At 29.4% G+C, this 18,985-nt stretch carries 18 protein-coding genes; all 18 read left to right on the top strand.

The features are described 5' to 3' along the window. Positions 1 to 28 precede the first annotated feature (28 nt). Positions 29 to 1,168, top strand: coding sequence for a molecular chaperone DnaJ (gene dnaJ, locus ACFYH6_RS13470; protein ID WP_316343542.1), 1,140 nt, complete (start codon positions 29 to 31; stop codon positions 1,166 to 1,168). A 196-nt stretch (positions 1,169 to 1,364) separates the two neighbouring features. After that, a complete protein-coding gene (locus tag ACFYH6_RS13465) occupies positions 1,365 to 2,915 on the top strand; it encodes a nitrite/sulfite reductase (RefSeq protein ID WP_416178386.1) in 1,551 nt (516 codons plus the stop codon). 150 nt (positions 2,916 to 3,065) lie between these two features. After that, positions 3,066 to 3,563, top strand: a complete 498-nt coding sequence (tpx, locus tag ACFYH6_RS13460; RefSeq protein WP_316345165.1) for a thiol peroxidase — start codon at positions 3,066 to 3,068, stop codon at positions 3,561 to 3,563. A 244-nt stretch (positions 3,564 to 3,807) separates the two neighbouring features. Continuing rightward, positions 3,808 to 4,749 carry a 50S ribosomal protein L11 methyltransferase gene (gene prmA, locus ACFYH6_RS13455; protein ID WP_316345166.1) on the top strand — a complete coding sequence of 314 codons (942 nt, stop codon included), beginning with the start codon at positions 3,808 to 3,810 and terminating at the stop codon, positions 4,747 to 4,749. A gap of 18 nt (positions 4,750 to 4,767) precedes the next feature. Beyond that, a complete protein-coding gene (locus ACFYH6_RS13450) occupies positions 4,768 to 5,523 on the top strand; it encodes a 16S rRNA (uracil(1498)-N(3))-methyltransferase (protein WP_316345168.1) in 756 nt (251 codons plus the stop codon). Then, positions 5,523 to 6,827, top strand: a complete 1,305-nt coding sequence (gene mtaB, locus ACFYH6_RS13445; protein ID WP_416178387.1) for a tRNA (N(6)-L-threonylcarbamoyladenosine(37)-C(2))-methylthiotransferase MtaB — start codon at positions 5,523 to 5,525, stop codon at positions 6,825 to 6,827. The genes ACFYH6_RS13450 and mtaB overlap by 1 nt, the downstream gene beginning before the upstream one ends. A 153-nt stretch (positions 6,828 to 6,980) precedes the next feature. Further along, positions 6,981 to 7,322 (top strand): histidine triad nucleotide-binding protein, encoded by a 342-nt coding sequence (locus ACFYH6_RS13440; protein ID WP_316345171.1) that lies wholly within the window; start codon positions 6,981 to 6,983, stop codon positions 7,320 to 7,322. Positions 7,323 to 7,440: 118 nt separating this feature from the next. Next, entirely contained in the window at positions 7,441 to 7,617 is a 177-nt protein-coding gene (gene rpsU / locus ACFYH6_RS13435; RefSeq protein ID WP_003441547.1) for a 30S ribosomal protein S21, read from the top strand. Between the two features lie 438 nt (positions 7,618 to 8,055). Next, the gene (yqfC, locus tag ACFYH6_RS13430; protein WP_316343842.1) at positions 8,056 to 8,334 is read left to right on the top strand and encodes a sporulation protein YqfC; all 279 of its coding nucleotides are present in this window, start codon (positions 8,056 to 8,058) and stop codon (positions 8,332 to 8,334) included. Between the two features lies 1 nt (position 8,335). Next, positions 8,336 to 9,475, top strand: coding sequence for a sporulation protein YqfD (gene yqfD, locus ACFYH6_RS13425; RefSeq protein ID WP_416178388.1), 1,140 nt, complete (start codon positions 8,336 to 8,338; stop codon positions 9,473 to 9,475). Between the two features lie 26 nt (positions 9,476 to 9,501). Further along, positions 9,502 to 11,568, top strand: a complete 2,067-nt coding sequence (locus ACFYH6_RS13420) for an HDIG domain-containing metalloprotein (RefSeq protein WP_316343840.1) — start codon at positions 9,502 to 9,504, stop codon at positions 11,566 to 11,568. Positions 11,569 to 11,752: 184 nt separating this feature from the next. Beyond that, on the top strand, positions 11,753 to 12,253 hold the full coding sequence (ybeY, locus tag ACFYH6_RS13415; RefSeq protein WP_316343839.1) for an rRNA maturation RNase YbeY: 501 nt from the start codon (positions 11,753 to 11,755) through the stop codon (positions 12,251 to 12,253). A gap of 21 nt (positions 12,254 to 12,274) precedes the next feature. Next, complete coding sequence (locus tag ACFYH6_RS13410; protein ID WP_416178389.1) at positions 12,275 to 12,976, top strand: diacylglycerol kinase; 702 nt, start codon at positions 12,275 to 12,277, stop codon at positions 12,974 to 12,976. A 120-nt stretch (positions 12,977 to 13,096) separates the two neighbouring features. Next, positions 13,097 to 13,990: a GTPase Era gene (era, locus tag ACFYH6_RS13405; RefSeq protein WP_316343837.1), complete on the top strand. Its 894-nt coding sequence runs from the start codon at positions 13,097 to 13,099 to the stop codon at positions 13,988 to 13,990. Between the two features lie 4 nt (positions 13,991 to 13,994). Next, on the top strand, positions 13,995 to 14,744 hold the full coding sequence (recO, locus tag ACFYH6_RS13400; RefSeq protein WP_316343836.1) for a DNA repair protein RecO: 750 nt from the start codon (positions 13,995 to 13,997) through the stop codon (positions 14,742 to 14,744). 2 nt (positions 14,745 to 14,746) lie between these two features. Further along, entirely contained in the window at positions 14,747 to 15,373 is a 627-nt protein-coding gene (locus ACFYH6_RS13395; RefSeq protein WP_316343843.1) for a DUF4342 domain-containing protein, read from the top strand. Between the two features lie 180 nt (positions 15,374 to 15,553). Next, positions 15,554 to 16,192, top strand: coding sequence for a helix-turn-helix transcriptional regulator (locus tag ACFYH6_RS13390; RefSeq protein WP_316343835.1), 639 nt, complete (start codon positions 15,554 to 15,556; stop codon positions 16,190 to 16,192). A gap of 74 nt (positions 16,193 to 16,266) precedes the next feature. Further along, positions 16,267 to 18,897, top strand: a complete 2,631-nt coding sequence (ppdK, locus tag ACFYH6_RS13385; protein ID WP_316343834.1) for a pyruvate, phosphate dikinase — start codon at positions 16,267 to 16,269, stop codon at positions 18,895 to 18,897. Positions 18,898 to 18,985 lie beyond the last annotated feature (88 nt).

Here is an 18,985-nt window from a genome sequence, read left to right as displayed (position 1 = left end):
TAAAGTTTAAAAATGGTGGTGAAAATAGATGGCAAATAAGGACTATTACGCAGCCCTTGGACTTGAAAAAGGAGCATCAGAAGCAGATATAAAGAAGGCCTTTAGAAAGTTAGCTATAAAATATCATCCTGATAAAAATCAAGGTAATAAGGAAGCTGAAAATAAATTCAAAGAAATAAATGAAGCTTATCAAGTGCTTTCAGACCCAGATAAGAAAGCAAAATATGATATGTATGGAACAGTTGACTTTGATGGTAGTGGTTTTGGATCAGGTGGATTCGGTGGCTTTGATTTTTCTGATATGGGCGGATTTGGTGATATATTTGAAAGTTTCTTCGGCGGCGGAGGCGGCGGCGGAAGAAGAAGAAATGGACCTCAAAGAGGTTCAGATTTAGAATATACAATTAATCTGACTTTCGAAGAAGCTGTTTTTGGTGTTGAAAAGGAAATATCAATAGATAGAAGTGAAAATTGTGAAACTTGTAAAGGAAGTGGAGCAAAAGAAGGTACATCAAAGAAAACATGTCCAACATGTAATGGTCAAGGACAAGTAAGAGTACAAAGACAAACTCCTTTAGGAAGCTTTGTAAGTACATCAACTTGTAATACCTGTGGTGGTACTGGAACAGTTATAGAAGAACCATGTACATCTTGTCATGGAAGAGGTCATGTTAGAAAGACTAGAAAAATTAAAGTTAATATACCAGCAGGTGTTGATACTGGAAATGTTATGCCTTTAAGAGGACAAGGAAATCATGGAACTAATGATGGACCTCCAGGAGATTTATATGTAAGAATTAATGTAGCGCCTTCAAAGAAATTTGTAAGAAAAGGAAATGATATATATATAGACACTCATATTTCTATGGGAAAAGCTGCTTTAGGAACAGAGATTACTGTGGCAACTGTAGATGGAGATGTTAAATATACTATTCCTGCAGGAACTCAATCAGGTACATTATTTAGATTAAAAGGAAAAGGAGTACCTAGGGTCAATTCATCAGGAAGAGGAGACCAATATGTAAAAGTAATAGTAGATATTCCTAAGACTTTAAATGAAAAGCAAAAGGATGCATTAAAAGCATTTATGGAAGCTTGTGGAGAAAATGTAGGAGAAGGAACATCACATAAAAAAGGCTTAAAAGATTTATTTAAAAAAGAGAATTAGCAGATGCTAATTCTCTTTTTTATTTATAATAATTATATTTAAATATAATAAAAATTAGTAATTCGAGCAAAATATATAATAAAATGAATGTTTACCAATAGGTAATTCTTATGATTATTATAAGAATATCAAATGATAACATATAATTTTTAATGATATAATTTAATTTGGAAGAAATTTGTTAAGAGGTGGTAAAATGGAAAGATTAAAAGAAGTTTTATATGGAGAAATAGAGGGATTTAGAGAAAAGGGTCATAAGTTTGTTAATGGAGAAATAAATTTAATGCAATTTAAACATTCTTCAGGTGGTTTTGGAGTGTATTCTCATAAAGGTGGAAAAGAATTTATGATAAGACTTAGAATTCCATCAGGAATAACAAATATAAGTGAAATGTATAAAGTTTATGATTTTGCTAAAAAATATGGTCTTGATAAAATTCACTTAACAACTCGTCAAGCTATTCAATTACACGGTCTTAATATAGATGAGATATGTGATTTAATGAAGGAAGCTCTAGATAATGATATTTATACAAGAGGAGCAGGTGGAAATTATCCAAGAAATGTTGCTATGTCTCCATTATCAGGAGTTGATGAAAAAGAGGCTTTTGATGTCACCCCTTATGCAATGGCTTCTGGGAACTATTTCTTAGAGAGAATTACAACATATAAACTACCAAGAAAACTTAAAGTATCTTTTTCAAGTGGAGCAGAGGACGAAGCCCATTGTACAGTTCAAGATTTAGGCTTTGTGGCAGTAAATAAAGATGGAAAAGAATACTTTGAGGTTTATTTAGGAGGAGGATTAGGACAAAATCCTAAAAAAGCTGTTAAATACAAAGAGTTAATTGATCCAAAAGATGTTTTATTCTATATTGAAGCTATGGTTAGAATGTTTATAGCAGAAGGAGATTATGAAAATAGAAATAGAGCTCGTGTAAGATATATATTAGATAGAATGGGAGAAGAAGAATTCTTAAATTGCTATAAGAAACATGTAGATGAAGTTAAAGAAACAGAAGACTTAAAGATTACTGTAAGCAATAAAGTTTATAATAAAAAAGGAATAGAAATTGAAATAGATAATCCTAGATTGTTTAAGCAAAAGCAAAAGGGCTTATATAGTGTATACTTACATCCAATTGGAGGACAATGGCTAATTAATGATTTGAAGAGTGTATTAGATTTAATTAGTAAATTTGAAGATGTAGAAATTAGATTAGCTATGTCAGAAGGTGTATATTTTAGAAATCTAAATGGAAATGAAGCTAAAGAATTATTAGAATTAACTGAAAAAATGGGAGCTAAAACTAAATTTGAACAAAGTGTATCCTGTATTGGAGTGCCAATTTGTCAAATAGGATTATGCAATAGTCAAGGAACCTTACATTCAGTTTTAGATTATTTTAAGGAAAATAATTATAGATTAGATATATTACCTAAAATGCATTTTTCAGGTTGTCAAAATTCTTGTGGAGTTCATCAAATAGCATCTATAGGATTTACTGGAAAGAAAAAAAGAGTTGGAGATAAAGTAGATGAGTGCTTTACATTACATGTTGGAGGAGCTTATGGAGTAGGTGACACCAAACTAGGAGTTGCCTTAGGAGATATACCAGCTGTAAAAATACCAGAATTTTTATCAGAACTTTCTACTGAAGTAGAAAAGAACAAATTATCATTCGATGACTATTTAATTGAAAAAGAGGAAGAATTTAAAGCATTAGTTGATAAATATCAAGTATAAACCATTACATTACTTATCCTAAGTTAAAATAACAACATTTAAAAATAATAAATATTTACAGATAGTTATTATTAGGTATATAATAAAAGTATATGAATAATGATTATTGTTAAAATAATAAATATTATTTTAATTTAGGAGGAAGATAAAATGAAAATGGTTAAGTTTCAAGGAGCACCAGTTACTTTAGAAGGCAATACTTTAGAAGTTGGTAGCAAATTACCAGAGTTTACAGTATCTACAAATGATTTAGCAGATTTCACTGAAAAAGATTCAAAGGGTGTAAGAGTATTTTTAACAGTACCATCAATAGATACACCAGTTTGTGATACAGAAGTAAAAACTTTTAATGAAAAAATTGATTCAATAGATGGAGTAACTTGTTATACAATTTCAATGGATTTACCTTTTGCTCAAGCTAGATGGTGTGCATTAGGAGATGTTGAAAATGTTAAAACTCTTTCAGATTATAAATATAGAAGCTTCGGAATTGCTACAGGAACATATGCTAAGGAATTAGGTTTATTAACAAGAGCATCATTTGTAGTTGATTCAGATAACAATGTAACATTTGTTGAATATTTAGATGAAATCACAGATCAACCAAGTTATGATGTGATTTTAGAAGCAGCTAAGGCAGCTAAGTAATTAATAACATTTTAATTAATATAGTTAAATAATTTTTGTGGTAAAAATAAGATGCTGAATATGTCAGTATCTTATTTTTTTATAATTAAATATATTTATAAAGTATTACCATATGAATTATATTTTTACCATAATATTAAATTAATTTCTATTAAGTAAACTTTTTAAGTTAATACCTAGACAGAAAGTTAACATAAGTGTAAAATAATAAATTAGTCAAATATCTTTGAAAGGACTGATTTTAATGGAAGGAACATGGATTGAAATTAGAGTTATAACGAAAAGTGAAGCTTTAGAACCAGTTTCAGGAATTTTTTATGGATTAGATTGTAAAGGGGTTGCAATTGAAGATCCAAATGACATATTAGAAAGAGAACAAGGACCACTTACTTGGGATTTTGCAGATATAAATGTATTAGAACATAAAGGAGAAGTAGCTGTAGTTAAAGCGTATTTTTCTGAAGAAGATAATATCCAAGAAATCTTAGAATATATTAATGAAAAAATGAGAGAATTAAAGGAAATAGGTATAGATACTGGATTAGCTAAAGTTGAAAGTGAAAAAATGCACGAAGAAGATTGGGCTAATAACTGGAAAAAATATTATAAGCCTACTAAAATTGGGGAAAGAATAGTAGTAAAGCCTATTTGGGAAGAATATGAAGCTAAAGATGATGAATTAGTATTAGCACTTGATCCAGGAATGGCTTTTGGAACAGGAACTCATGAAACAACAAGAATGTGCATTCAAGCTTTAGATAAGTACGTAAAACAAGATAGTACTGTTTTTGATGTGGGATGTGGTTCTGGAATACTTGCAATTGCTGCTGCAAAATTAGGTGCAAAAAAGGCAATAGGAGTAGATTTAGATCCAGTTGCAGTAGAGTCTGCAAATGAAAATGTAGGGTTAAATAATTTAGATAATATAGAAATATTATATGGAAATTTAGTAGATGTTATAGAGGGGAAGGCAGATATAGTAGTTGCCAATATAATTGCCGAAGTAATTTGTATATTAACAGAAGATGTTAAAAGAGTATTAAAGACAGATGGATACTTTATAACTTCTGGAATCATTCATGATAGGGTTGATATGGTTACTAATAAGCTTGAAGAAACAGGATTTGAAGTAGTAGAAATAAACAAAGATGGGGAATGGAACTGCATAGTTGCCAAATTAAAATAGTTTTAAGGAGATCGATGTATGCATAAATTTTTTACTCCTAAAGAAAATTTTATAGAAAGAACAGCAAAAATTTTAGGTGATGATGTAAAACATTTATATAAAGTATTAAGGCTAAATGAAGGGGATAAAATAGTCTTAAATAATTGTGATGGAGATGAATTTTTAGCAAAAATAAGAACTATTACAAAGCAAGAGGTAATTGTTGATATAGAAGAACAACTTGAAATAAATAATGAAAGTGAAGTAAAAATATATTTATTTCAAGGGTTGCCAAAGGCTCAAAAAATGGATTTAATAGTTCAAAAGGGAACAGAACTAGGTGTAAGTGAATTTATTCCAACTATTACTGAAAGAGTAGATATAAAGTTAAAGGGTGAATTCAAAAAATTAGATAGACTTAATAGAATAGCATTAGAAGCTGCAAAACAAAGCAAGAGAACTGTTATACCAAAGGTTTCTGAACCTGTTACCTTTGAAGAAGCCTTAGAAGCTATGAAAAACTTAGATTTAGTTATAGTTCCTTATGAAAATGCTGAAAATTTCGGGATAAAAACATTATTTAATGATAAAAGTATTGACACATCTAAAATAAAAACAGTTGGAATATTAGTAGGTCCAGAAGGTGGATTTGAATTAAGTGAAATAAATGAACTAAAAGAAAATGGTGCTTATATAGTAACTTTAGGAAGTAGAATACTTAGAACAGAAACAGCTGGTTTTGTTGCTACTTCATTAGTTCAATATGAGCTAGGAGATTTAGGAGGAAATAAATAATGAAAGTTGCATTTTCTACTCTTGGGTGTAGAGTTAACGTATATGAATCAGAAGCTATGGCTGAAAAATTTATAAGAGAAGGCTATGAAGTTGTAGAAGCAAACGAAAAAGCAGACGTATATGTAATAAATACATGTACTGTTACTAATATGGGTGATAAAAAGTCTAGACAAATAATAAGTAGAGCAAGAAGACTAAATGAGAATTCTATAATTGCTGTTGTAGGCTGTTATTCGCAAATAGCACCAAAAGAAGTATCAAATATACCTGGAGTTGATGTAGTGTTAGGTACAAGAAACAAGGGGGATGTGGTTTATTATGTTAATAAGGCCAGAGAAGAAGGTAAATCACAAGTCCATGTTGAAGGTGTACTTAAAAACAAGAAATTTGAAGAATTAAATATAGAAGAGTATCAAGATAAGACTAGAGCCTTTTTAAAAATTCAAGACGGTTGTAATAGATTCTGTACATATTGCATAATACCTTATTCAAGAGGATCAGTATGCTCAAAGGATCCTAAAAAGGTAATAGAGGAAGTAAATAAGCTAGCAGAACATGGCTTTAAAGAAATTATACTATCAGGAATACATACAGCATCCTATGGATTAGATTTAGAAGGTAATGTAAATCTTATAGATATAATTGAGGAAATAGAAAAGGTAGAAGGCATAGAAAGAATTAGAATAGGGTCAATAGAGCCTGCATTCTTTACTCCAGAAGTAATAGAAAAAATGAAGGGCTTTAAAAAACTTTGCCCTCACTTCCATTTATCATTGCAAAGTGGATGTGATGCAACACTTAAAAGAATGAATAGAAGATATACTGCTGAAGAATACGCAGCAAGTGTTGAACTATTAAGAGAAACAATGCCTGATGTTTCTATTACTACAGACGTAATAGTAGGATTCCCAGGAGAAACAGAAGAAGAATTCAATGAAACTTATAAATTCTTAGAAAAAATAAAACTTACTAAAACTCATGTATTTAAATATAGTCCTAGAAAAGGAACTAGAGCAGCTGATATGGGAGACCAAATAGATGGTACCATAAAAGAAAAGAGAAGTAAGCTTTTAATTGAATTAAGCAATAAAAATGAAAAAGAATTTATAGAAAAGTTTATAGGAAAAGAAATGGATGCCCTAATAGAAACAGAAGTAAAAGGGAAAGATGGGGTATATGAAGGCTATACAAGAAACTATATAAAGGTACACGTCCCTTGCACATGTGCCGATGTTACTGGTAAAATAGTAGATATAGAAATAGAAAAAGCAGAAAATGAATATGGAATAGCAAAACTGTTATAATAATGCATAGTGCATAATGCGTAATGCATAATTAAGGAAATAATTCAGGCAAACTGAATTATAATAAAAAAAGAAACTCAGCTAGCGGAGTTTCCACAATAATTATCCATTATGCATTATCCATTACCAATTAGTGTGAAGGGTGGTGATTTTATGAGTTGTATTTTTTGTAAAATAGTAAATGGAGAAATTCCTAGTAAAAAGATATATGAAGACGATAAAGTCTTGGCTTTTCATGATATAAGTCCAGAGGCTCCTGTTCATTTTTTAGTAATACCTAAGGACCATATTCAAAGTGTTAATGATTTAACTGAGAAAAATTCAGAGATTATTTCACACATTTTCTTAGTAATTAATAAATTAGTAAGAGAACTAAATGTTAATGAAACAGGATATAGAATAGTAAATAACTGTGGTAAAGATGGAGGCCAAAGCGTAGATCATATGCATTTCCATGTACTAGGTCAAAGAGATTTGAAATGGCCACCAGGCTAAAATGTTTATAGCAAATAGTTGACTTTAGAGGCCACCTATTGTATAATATAGCGTGTGTTATTAAGCCCGTAGCTGAGTTAAATTAATTAATTTGAGCTAGCGGAGGGAGGGATAATAGATGTCAGAAATAAAAGTTGGAGAAAACGAAACACTTGAAAGTGCATTAAGAAGATTCAAGAGAAAATGCGCTAGAGCAGGAGTTCTTTCAGAAGTTAGAAAGAGAGAACACTATGAAAAGCCAAGCGTGAAAAGAAAGAAAAAATCAGAAGCTGCTAGAAAGAGAAAATTCAAGTAGAATAATTTTGATTTAATTTTCAATGTAACTTAATTAATTAAGTAAGCTATTATTGGAGGCTATATTAATCCAATAAGTCTAAGTGTATTTTAAATACATTAAGGTTGAGGACTATAGTTTATATGTTTATCAAAAAAAGTGTAATAATGATTATACTTGAATTGAGGGAATAAATAAGATTTTGGTATAAATCTTATTAAGTACCTTCCTCAGCAGTAAAAAAAATAAAAAGATAATTATTAAAGAAACAGCTACACCATTGGTGTTAATAACATTTATAACTGCAAAGTTATGGAAAAGTCAATTTTATAAGATTAATATTAGTTGATAAATAAAAGCAAAAGGAATTTATTCCTTTTGCTTTTTGCTTTCTTGAAGTAATTTTCTATATATTTTAATCATAGAGTACTATGAGAAAAAATATAAGGAGATAAGATTATGAAAGAAAGAATAGAAAAAACTAGAGAAATATTAGCAGAAAAATTAGATTTGCCTAAGGATGTAATGTTAAATCTTCCTAAGATAACTATTGTTGGTGACAATGAAATTACTATAGAAAATCATAAAGGGATAATATTATTTGAAAGAACCATAATTAAAATAAATACAAAAGTAAAAATTGTTAATATTGAAGGAGAAGATTTTGAAATATTATATATTGGAGATTCAACAATAACAATTAGTGGTAAATTTAAATCAATTCGTTATGAGGTGTAGTATGGCAACAGGAGTATTTGAAAGTGGTAGAGTTATAGTTGAAATTAACATATTAAGACCAGAGAAACTTTTGAACATATTGTGGAGCGAAGCTATTAATATTATTAATGTGAAGAGAATTGATGCTGCTACTATAAGGATAACTATAGATTATAGTGACTATAAAGATGTTATAGTTATTGTTAAAAAATTAAATGGCAAATGTAAAATAATAGGCAGTAAAGGAAGGTTATTTCTAATAGGAAAATTAAAGGGTAAATTTTTCTTAAGTATTGGGGGAGGAATATTTATTATTTTACTTTTATATTTTTCAACCTTCGTATGGAGTATAGAAATTACTACAAAGCAAAATGTATCTCCCTATGAAATAAGACAACAACTGTATTCTTTAGGAATTAAACCTGGAATAAGGAAAAAATCAATAGATTTTAAAGAAATAGAGAAAAAGTTAGAAAGTATTAATTCTGATATACTTTGGCTTAGGGCAAGGGTAGAAGGATCTACATTAAAAATATCTATTGAAGAAAAGGTAAATCCGCCAAAAATAAAAGAAAGAAAATATGGTAATTTAATTGCAAGGATGGATGGAGAAGTTAGTAGGGTTTATGCATTTTCAGGTAGGGCAACTGTACATGCTGGAGAATATGTACATGCTGGAGATGTAATAATTGAAGGAATAAATGGAAAAGAAGAAGAACCTTATGAGGTTATACCAGATGGAGTTGTAATGGCAAATACTTTTTATGAAAAAAGTATGGTGGCGCAAATAAATGGAAGTGAAATGAAAAGAACTGGAGAAAAAGATAGTGATATATATTTATCTTTTTTCGGGAAAAAAATTTATCTTAAAAAAGCTATAAAAGATTTTCAAGAGTATGATAAAATAGAGGAAAGTAAAAAAATAATCAACAAAGTAAATTATTATGAAAAGAAGGAATTTCCAATAGAATTATCAAAAGAGGAAGTAATAAATAATTCTGTTAATGTTTTAGAAGAATCCCTTTATAATAGTTTGACAAGAGAAGCCAAAATTGTTGATAAAATAGTTACTACCAAGGAGAATTCAAGTGAAGATGTAGTAGTTAATGTAGTTTTTATAGTTGAACAAAATATTGTTAATAATGAACCAGTGGATTATTAAAGGTATGTAGTTAAAGGAGGATAAATTTGTTTTTAAAGAAAGATAAGAAGAATGATAATAAAGGATACAAAAGAGTTCTAATATACATAATAGTATTTTTAGTTACTTATATAATGTTATTAACTACAATTTCACCAAAGAAACATAACTTATCTGTTGGAGATATAGCCACTGTAGATATTAAGGCGCCAATAGATACTGTAGATGAGATAGCAACAAAAGAAAAAATAGAAGAAGCTATAGCTAAAGCTAAGGAAGATAAACAATATACGGTTAAAAGTGAAATTAAGACTCAAGCTATTGATAATATAAATAAATTATTTAATAAACTAGCAACAGAAATTTCTTCAACAAAAGATGCCAAAGAAAAGCTTACAGAAATAAAGAAAATTGATGCTTTTAGATTAACAGATGAAGAATACAATATATTACTATCTATAGATGCATCAAAGATTTCTGATATTCAAAATAAAACATTACAAGCCTTAGAAAAAGCTTATAAAAACAATATTGGAGAAAACGACTATGAAGCATTACAAAATGCAAGGGATTTAGCAAGTGAAGAACTTATTAGCTATAATTTAGACAGAAACTTGGAAGATACTTTGAAAAGTATTTTATATTCACAAATTAAGGCCAATTTCTTTATAGATACAGAGAAAATGGAGGAAAATATAAAAGAAGCACAAAAAAACGTACAAAAGGAAATAATAAAGAAAAATCAAATTATAGTTAAGGAAGGAGAACCTGTAACTGAAAGACAAATTGAAATATTAAATGAACTTGGATTACTAAATAGTGGATTAACAAAAAGCTATTTATCATCATTTATTGCGTTGGCAATTTTAGTTGCAGTAATTTTATATATTGAATATAGTTATATTTCTAGGGAAAGAGCAGATATATTTAAAAGCAATAAGTTTATAATACTAATAAGTAGTATAAATGTAATCACTCTGATGTTATCTTTAAGTTTAAATATAATATCACCATATTTAATCCCTATTGCTTGTGGGGCAATGATTATGACTATATTGATAGAATATAAGGTATCACTTATTGTTAATTTATTGAACCTAGTATTTGTTTCGATAATTGTGGGATTTAACCCATCTATTATAATTTTATTTGCAGTAGCTATAGTTTTAGGATCAACTGCAGTTAAAAAGGTTCAACAAAGAAATGATATTATTTATGCAACTTTATATATAGCTGTTGTAGCATCTATATTAACATTAACTGTTGGTATGATTTCATCAAGTAATTTAAAAGAGAATCTTATTCAAACAGGCTTTACTATTATTTCAGTAATGATAGCTGGAATATTATCAGTGGGACTACTACCATTTTATGAATCAATTTTTGATGTAGTTACTAATATAAAATTATTAGAATTATCTAATCCAAATCAACCTCTTATGAAAAAATTATTAATGGAGGCTCCTGGTACATACCATCATAGTATGATGGTGGCTAATTTAGCAGAAGCAGCAACAGAGGTTGTTGGGGGGAATCCGGTAATAGCAAGAGTTGGAGCATATTATCATGATATTGGTAAAACTAAAAGACCTTACTTTTTTGGAGAAAATCAAATAGGTAAAGAAAATCCTCATGATAGGATTACACCAAACTTAAGTACATTAATTATTCTATCTCATACTAAAGATGGTATAGAAATGGCTAAGGAACATAAAATTCCAAAGATTATTCAAGATATAATAGTACAACATCATGGGACAACTTTAGTTAAATATTTTTACTATAAAGTTAAGAATTCAGCGGAAAATCCTGATGATGTTAAAGAAGAAGATTTTAGATATACAGGCCCTATTCCTGATACTAAGGAATCTGGAATATTAATGCTTGCAGATAGTGTGGAAGCATCTGTGAGATCAATACCAGAACCAACTAAAGATAAAATTGAAAATATGGTAAATAATATAATTAATGATAAAATTAATAGCAACCAATTAATTAATTGTGATTTAACATTAAAAGATATTGAGTTAATTAGACAAAGCTTTTTAAAGACCTTAGATGGAATATATCATCATAGAATAGAATATCCAACTGAGAAAAAGGTAAATAATTAGTGAAGTTTCTTTAAGTAGCTTTATATAAAAATTTAAAATTATTGATGTAATTTGAATAAGATTAATAAATTTATATCTATTTTGAAACTCCTTAAGGAGTTTCTTCTTTAATTACTTTTATAATTCATTTTATATCAATAGATAAATGATTTATTTATGAATTTACATTAAAAGGAGAAAAAATATGTTATATACAGAAAACAAACAAGATAAAATAGAAGTAAGTGATGAGTTTATAAATAATATTTTAAATGTCTGTGATTTTGCTTTAAAAGAAGAAGGAGTAGATGTTGAATATCAAATATCCTTATTATTTGTTGATAATGATGAAATAAGAGAAATAAATAATGAAACTAGAGGGATTGATAGAGAAACAGACGTACTATCCTTTCCTATGTTAGATTTTGAAGAAAATAAGGTTTATAAGGATATGTATTTAGACTTTGATTTTGATGAAACCTATAAGGATGGAAATGAATTAGTTCTTGGTGATATGGTTTTATCATTAGAAAAAGCTTTAGAGCAAAGTAAGGAATACGGACATTCTTATGAAAGAGAAGTAAGTTATTTAGTAGTTCATTCAATTTTACATTTGCTAGGTTATGACCATATGATAGAAGAAGATAAAAATAAGATGAGAAAAAGGGAAGAAGAAATCTTAAATAAATTAGATATTAGAAGATAATACTATATATGGGAGGGGATTATGAAGATAAAGAAGCTAGTTGAAAGCTTTAATTATGCAGTAACCGGAATTATTCAAACCATTAGAAGTCAAAGAAATATGAAGATTCATATATTTGCAGCTTTATGTGTACTCATAGCTTGCTTTGTAATAGATATATCAAAGGTTGAATTTCTTATATTAGCAATTACAATTACTATGGTATTAGCTGCAGAAGTAGTAAATACTGCAATTGAGGCCACTATAGATATGTCTACTAATCACTATCATCCACTAGCTAAAATAGCTAAAAATGCAGCTGCAGGAGCTGTATTAATTACTGCAATGAATGCTTTAGTTGTAGGATATATTATATTTTGGGATAAGATTTCTTTAATTTCATATGATGTTATTCATAAAATGAAAGAGTCAGAGCCTTACATGGTGTTAATTGCATTGGTAGTTGTAATTATAGTAACCCTGATAGTAAAATCTTATTTTGGAGAGGGTACGCCATTAAGAGGAGGTATGCCAAGTGGACATAGTGCATTATCCTTTTCAATAGCAACTGCTATATCATTAATTACAGAAGAACCTATATGTATAATGCTTAGCTATTTAATGGCAGTAATAACAGCTCAAAGCAGAGTAGATTCAAATATTCATTCAGTTTTTGAAGTTATTGTAGGAGCTTTATTTGGAACTTTATTAACATTATTTATATTTACTATTTTTAAAATTTAATTAAAATGATGATAAAATCTTATAACAATGCTATAATTTATTAAAGGTAAATTATAATAGAGATTTATCTTAAATATCCTAAGTAAGTGCTACTTACGGTGGATTAAACTAGGAGGAAAAATGTTTAAATCAGGATTTGTAACAATTGTTGGTAGACCGAATGTTGGAAAATCGACTTTATTAAATGAAATAATGGGTGAAAAACTTTCTATAGTATCAAATAAACCTCAAACAACTAGAAATAATATTCAAACTATATTAACTGGAGAAGATCATCAAATAGTATTCGTTGATACTCCAGGAATACATAAGCCAAAGCATAAGCTAGGTGAATATATGGTTAATTCAGCTAAGGATTCAATAAAGGAAGTTGATCTTGTATTATTTTTAATAAACCCTGACGAAGAGATAGGAAGAGGAGATAAGTTTATAATTGAGACTTTAAAAAATCAAAAAGCACCAGTATTTTTAGTGGTAAATAAAATAGATGAATTTACTCAAGATAGGGTTGCTCAAACTCTTCAAATGTATTCTCAAGAAATGGACTTCAAAGAAATAATTCCTATATCAGCTTTAAAAGGAAAAAATGTAGATAAATTAATTAGTTTAATGGTAGATGCTATGCCAGAAGGTCCTAAATATTATCCAGATGATATGATAACTGATGTTCAAGAAAGATTTGTAGTATCAGAAATTATAAGAGAAAAGGCTTTAAGAACATTAAGAGAAGAAATACCTCATGGTATAGCAGTAGATATAATTCAAATGAAACAAAGTCCTAGTGGCACTTGGCATATTGAAGTAGATATGCTTTGCGAAAAAGATTCTCATAAAGGAATAATAATAGGGAAAAATGGTCAATGCTTAAAGAAAATAGGGGAATCAGCTAGATATGAAATAGAAAGATTCCTACATGAAAAAGTTAATTTGAAAATATGGGTAAAGGTTAGAAAAGAGTGGAGAGATAATCAAAACCTATTAAAGGAACTAGGATATAAAAAGGTAAAGAAATAAGGGGATGATTTTTCTGTCACTACATAAGGTGAATGCTGTAGTTATAAAAACTATGGAATTTAAAGAAAATGATAAATTAGTATGGCTATACACAGATAAATTTGGAAAGATAACAGCTATAGCAAAGGGAGCTAGGAAAAGCAAAAACAAACTATTTTCTATTACATTACCTTTATGCTATGGGGAATATGTGTTATTTAAAGGCAAAAATTTATATAATTTACAAGAAGGTAAAATAACAAGTTCTTTCCAAGGGTTATTAGATAATTTAGATAAGCTGACTTATTCATCTTATATTTGCGAACTAATAGATATATGTGTTGAAGAAGGAGAGATAAATAACCATTTATTTAAGAGCTTTTTAACTTGTATGTATTTGTTAAATACAGATGTACTTGATTATGAAATGTTAATAAGATCCTTTGAATTAAAGCTATTAAAAGAAACAGGATATGATTTGAATTTAGATTCATGCGTAAAATGTGGCAAAAAAATATCTGTATCTAATTATATATCCCTTTCTAATTATGGTGGTGTCTGTGAGGAATGCTCTAAAGAACATGGTATTTATATTTCTAAACCAGCATATAATTCAATAAAGTTTTTACTTAAGACACCTATGGATAAGATATACAAACTAAATATAAATGATGATGTTAAAAAAGATATAAGAAAGATAACTACTTTCATAATATCTTCAAATTATTCTAAAAAACCAAAAAGTTTAGAAATGTTAAATTATATAAGGGAGTGATTATTATGGAAATAACTTTAGAAAAAGTAGATCAAGTAAGAGAAAGAACAGGCGTTACTTATGCAGAAGCTAAATATGCACTTGAGGTATCTAATGGAGATGTACTAGAAGCAATTATATACATTGAAAATATAAAAGAACAAGATGCAGAAGTAAACAATAAATTTAAAGCTGAAAGTATGGACGAATTTAAGAATTGGCTTAAGGACTTAATTAATAAAGGTAATGTAACTAGAATTAGAATAAGTAAAGATGAAAAGGAAATAGTAGATGTACCTGTTAATGCTGGTATAGCTGCAGGTGTAATTGCTATTATATTCCCAGCAATTTTAGCTTTTGTAGTAATTGCAGGAGTAGTAACACAAATAAAAATTGAAATAACTAAAGCTGATGGTACTGTTGAAGTAGTTAATAAGTATATAAGCAAGGCTGTAGAAGATATAAAGGATGCAGCTAGTGGTGTAGCAGAAAAAGTAAAAAATAAAGTTGATGAAGTTAAAAAGGATAGATTTTCTTCAGATGATTATAACGTAAATACTGATAAATCTAACGATGAAAAGAAGACAGATGATAATTCCTTTACATATACTGTTAAATTTGACGAAGATGAGGAAAATAGCGTAAAATAGAGATAAACAGTATTAAAACAAGAATAAAATTAAAGCAATGGAAATATTCAGCTAATATGGGTGATTATTCAGAAAATTAAGCATAGTCAAACTTTTATAAAATGATATAATTAGTATGTAAATATCACACTAATCAAAATTATCTGAATATTTCCTATAAACCTAGAAAGAGGGATAAATTTGAAATTATCAGAAAGGCAAGAAGAAATAGTAAGGATAGTTAAAAAAGGACAGCCTGTAACTAGTGAAGCATTAGCTGAAAGGCTTGGAGTAACTAGAGCGGCTTTAAGAGCAGATTTAGCTATTTTAACTATGATAGGAATACTAGATGCTAAGCCGAAGGTTGGTTATGTATATTTAGGAGAAGCTCAGAATACTAGGGTTTTAGAAAATATATCTAAGGTCTTAGCTGGAGAGATAATGTCAAAACCAGTTACGGTTAGTGAAGAAACTACAGTATATGATGCAATCGTATTCTTATTCTTAAATGATGTAGGCACTTTATTCATAGAAAGTGATGGTGTCTTAGTTGGTGCTGTTTCTAGAAAAGACTTTTTAAAAAATGCTATTGGAGGAACAGATATAAATAAAGTTCCAGTTGGAGTAATAATGACAAGAATGCCAAACATAATTTGTGGGTATGCAGATGATAGTGCTTATGATTTGGCAAAAAAAATTATTGAACATGAAATAGATAGTATTCCAATAGTTGAAAAAATAGAAACTTCATCAAAAGAAAAAGTAAAACTAAAGATTATTGGTAAAATTTCAAAAACTAATATAACAAAACTTTTTGTTAAATTAGGAGAGGGTAATTAAATTTAAATGGGTAGCTACAGTATAAACATACTGTTAGTATATATATCAATTCGATTGAACGGAGGAGTATTGAGATGGAGAAAAAGAAGTACGTTTACCTTTTTAATGAAGGAAATGGGTCAATGAAAAACCTTCTAGGAGGTAAAGGAGCAAATTTATCAGAAATGATTCTACTAGGAATCCCTGTACCACAAGGATTCACAGTTACAACAGAAGCTTGTAATAAATATTACGAGGATGGAAAAGTAATTGCACCAGAAATTATTGAAGAAATTCATCAAAAAATATCTGATTTAGAGGAACTAACAGGCAAAGAATTTGGAAGCTTAACTAAGCCCCTATTAGTATCAGTAAGATCAGGTGCTAGGGTATCAATGCCAGGTATGATGGATACAGTTTTAAATCTTGGTCTAAATGATAAATCAGTTGTTGCTATGGCAGATTTAACAAACAATCCAAGATTTGCTTACGATTCATATAGAAGATTCATTCAAATGTTCTCTGATGTTGTTATGAATATCGAAAAGAGATTATTTGAAAATCTAATAGATGAGATGAAAGAAGAAAAAGGCGTTGAATTTGATACAGATTTAACTGCTGATGATTTAAAGGTTTTAGTTGAAAGATATAAAGCTCTTTATAAAAAGGAGAAGGGGGAAGAATTCCCACAAGATCCTAAAACTCAATTAATTGAAGCTATAACAGCTGTATTTAGATCATGGAATAATCCAAGAGCTATAGTTTATAGAAGATTAAATGATATTCCAGGTGAATGGGGTACAGCAGTAAACGTTCAAGAGATGGTATTTGGTAATAAGGGAGAAACTTCAGGAACAGGTGTTGTATTCTCAAGAGACCCTGCAACTGGAGAAAATGTAATATATGGTGAGTACTTAATGAATGCTCAAGGAGAAGATGTTGTTGCTGGTATAAGAACACCACTTCCAATATCAAGATTAGAGGAGCAAAATCCAGCTATATACAAACAATTTACAGATATAGTTCATACATTAGAGCATCACTACAGAGATATGCAAGATATGGAAATAACAATTGAAGAAGGTAAGCTATATTTCTTACAAACAAGAAATGGTAAGAGAACAGCTCAAGCTGCTTTAAAAATAGCTGTTGATTTAGTTGAAGAAGGAATGTTAACTAAAGAACAAGCAATTTTAAAAGTTGAACCAAATCAATTAGATTCATTACTTCACCCAGCTTTCCATACTGAAGATTTAAAGAGAGCTGAACCAATAGCTAAGGGACTTCCAGCATCTCCAGGAGCTGCATGTGGTAAAATTGCATTTACTGCAGAAGAAGCTAAGGAAAGACATGAAAAGGGAGAAAGCGTTGTTTTAGTAAGACTTGAAACTTCACCAGAAGACATTGAAGGTATGATAGCTGCAGAAGGTATATTAACTGTAAGAGGTGGTATGACATCTCATGCTGCAGTTGTTGCTAGAGGTATGGGAACTTGCTGTGTTGCTGGATGTGGAACATTAAAAGTTAATGAAAGTACTAAAACATTAGAAGTTAACGGAAAAGTTTATACTGATAATGATTATATATCTATAGATGGATCAACTGGTAATGTATATGGAGAAGCTGTTGCTACAGTAACACCAGAAATATCAGGACACTTTGCAACATTTATGGCATGGGCAGATGAAATAAGAAAATTAAAGGTTAGAACTAATGCGGACTCTCCAAGAGATACAATTCAAGCAGTTGAATTTGGAGCAGAAGGTATTGGATTATGTAGAACTGAGCATATGTTCTTCGCTGAAGATAGAATTATGGCAGTTAGAGAAATGATAGTTGCTAAAAATGAAGAACAAAGAAGAAAAGCTCTTGAAAAATTACTTCCAATGCAAAGAGAAGACTTTATTGGTATCTATGAAGCTTTAGAAGGAATGCCAGCAACTATAAGATTCTTAGATCCACCACTACATGAATTCTTACCTCATAATGATGAAGATATTGATGCATTAGCTAAGGAGCTTGGAATAACTTTTGAAGAATTAAAGTCAACAGTTAATGAATTACATGAATTCAATCCAATGATGGGTCATAGAGGATGTAGATTAGCGGTTTCTTATCCAGAAATAGCTGAAATGCAAACTAGAGCAGTAATAGAAGCTGCAATAGAGGTTAAAAATAATAAGGGTTATGATGTAGTTCCAGAAATAATGATTCCACTTGTTGGAGAAGTAAAAGAATTAAAATATGTTAAAGATACAGTGGTTAAGACTGCAGAAGCTGTAATGGCAGAAAAGGGAGTTAAATTAGAATACAAAATAGGTACTATGATTGAAATCCCAAGAGCTGCATTAACAGCAGATCAAATTGCTAAGGAAGCAGATTTCTTCTCATTTGGTACAAATGACTTAACACAAATGACATTTGGATTCTCAAGAGACGATGCTGCTAAGTTCTTAGGAAGCTACTATGAAAATAAAATTTACGAACAAGATCCATTTGCTAAGTTAGACCAAGTTGGAGTTGGGCAATTAGTTAAAATGGCAGCTGAAAAAGGAAGATCTGTTAAGAGTGACCTTAAGCTAGGAATATGCGGAGAGCATGGTGGAGATCCATCATCAGTAGAATTCTGCCATAACATAGGTTTAGACTATGTATCATGTTCACCATTTAGAGTTCCAATTGCTAGATTAGCTGCTGCACAAGCACAAGTTAAAAATAAAAGATAATAATTAAAAAAGCTACCCCAGGGTAGCTTTTTTTAATGCATAATTATGGATGTAATTCGTTCTGAATTACTAAAAGATATATATTTTA

The organism is Clostridium sp. HCS.1, assembly GCF_047900555.1.
GTDB lineage: Bacteria > Bacillota > Clostridia > Clostridiales > Clostridiaceae > Clostridium.
The sequence above is the reverse complement of the archived record's forward strand: the minus strand, read 5'-3'. Positions and strand labels throughout refer to the sequence as shown.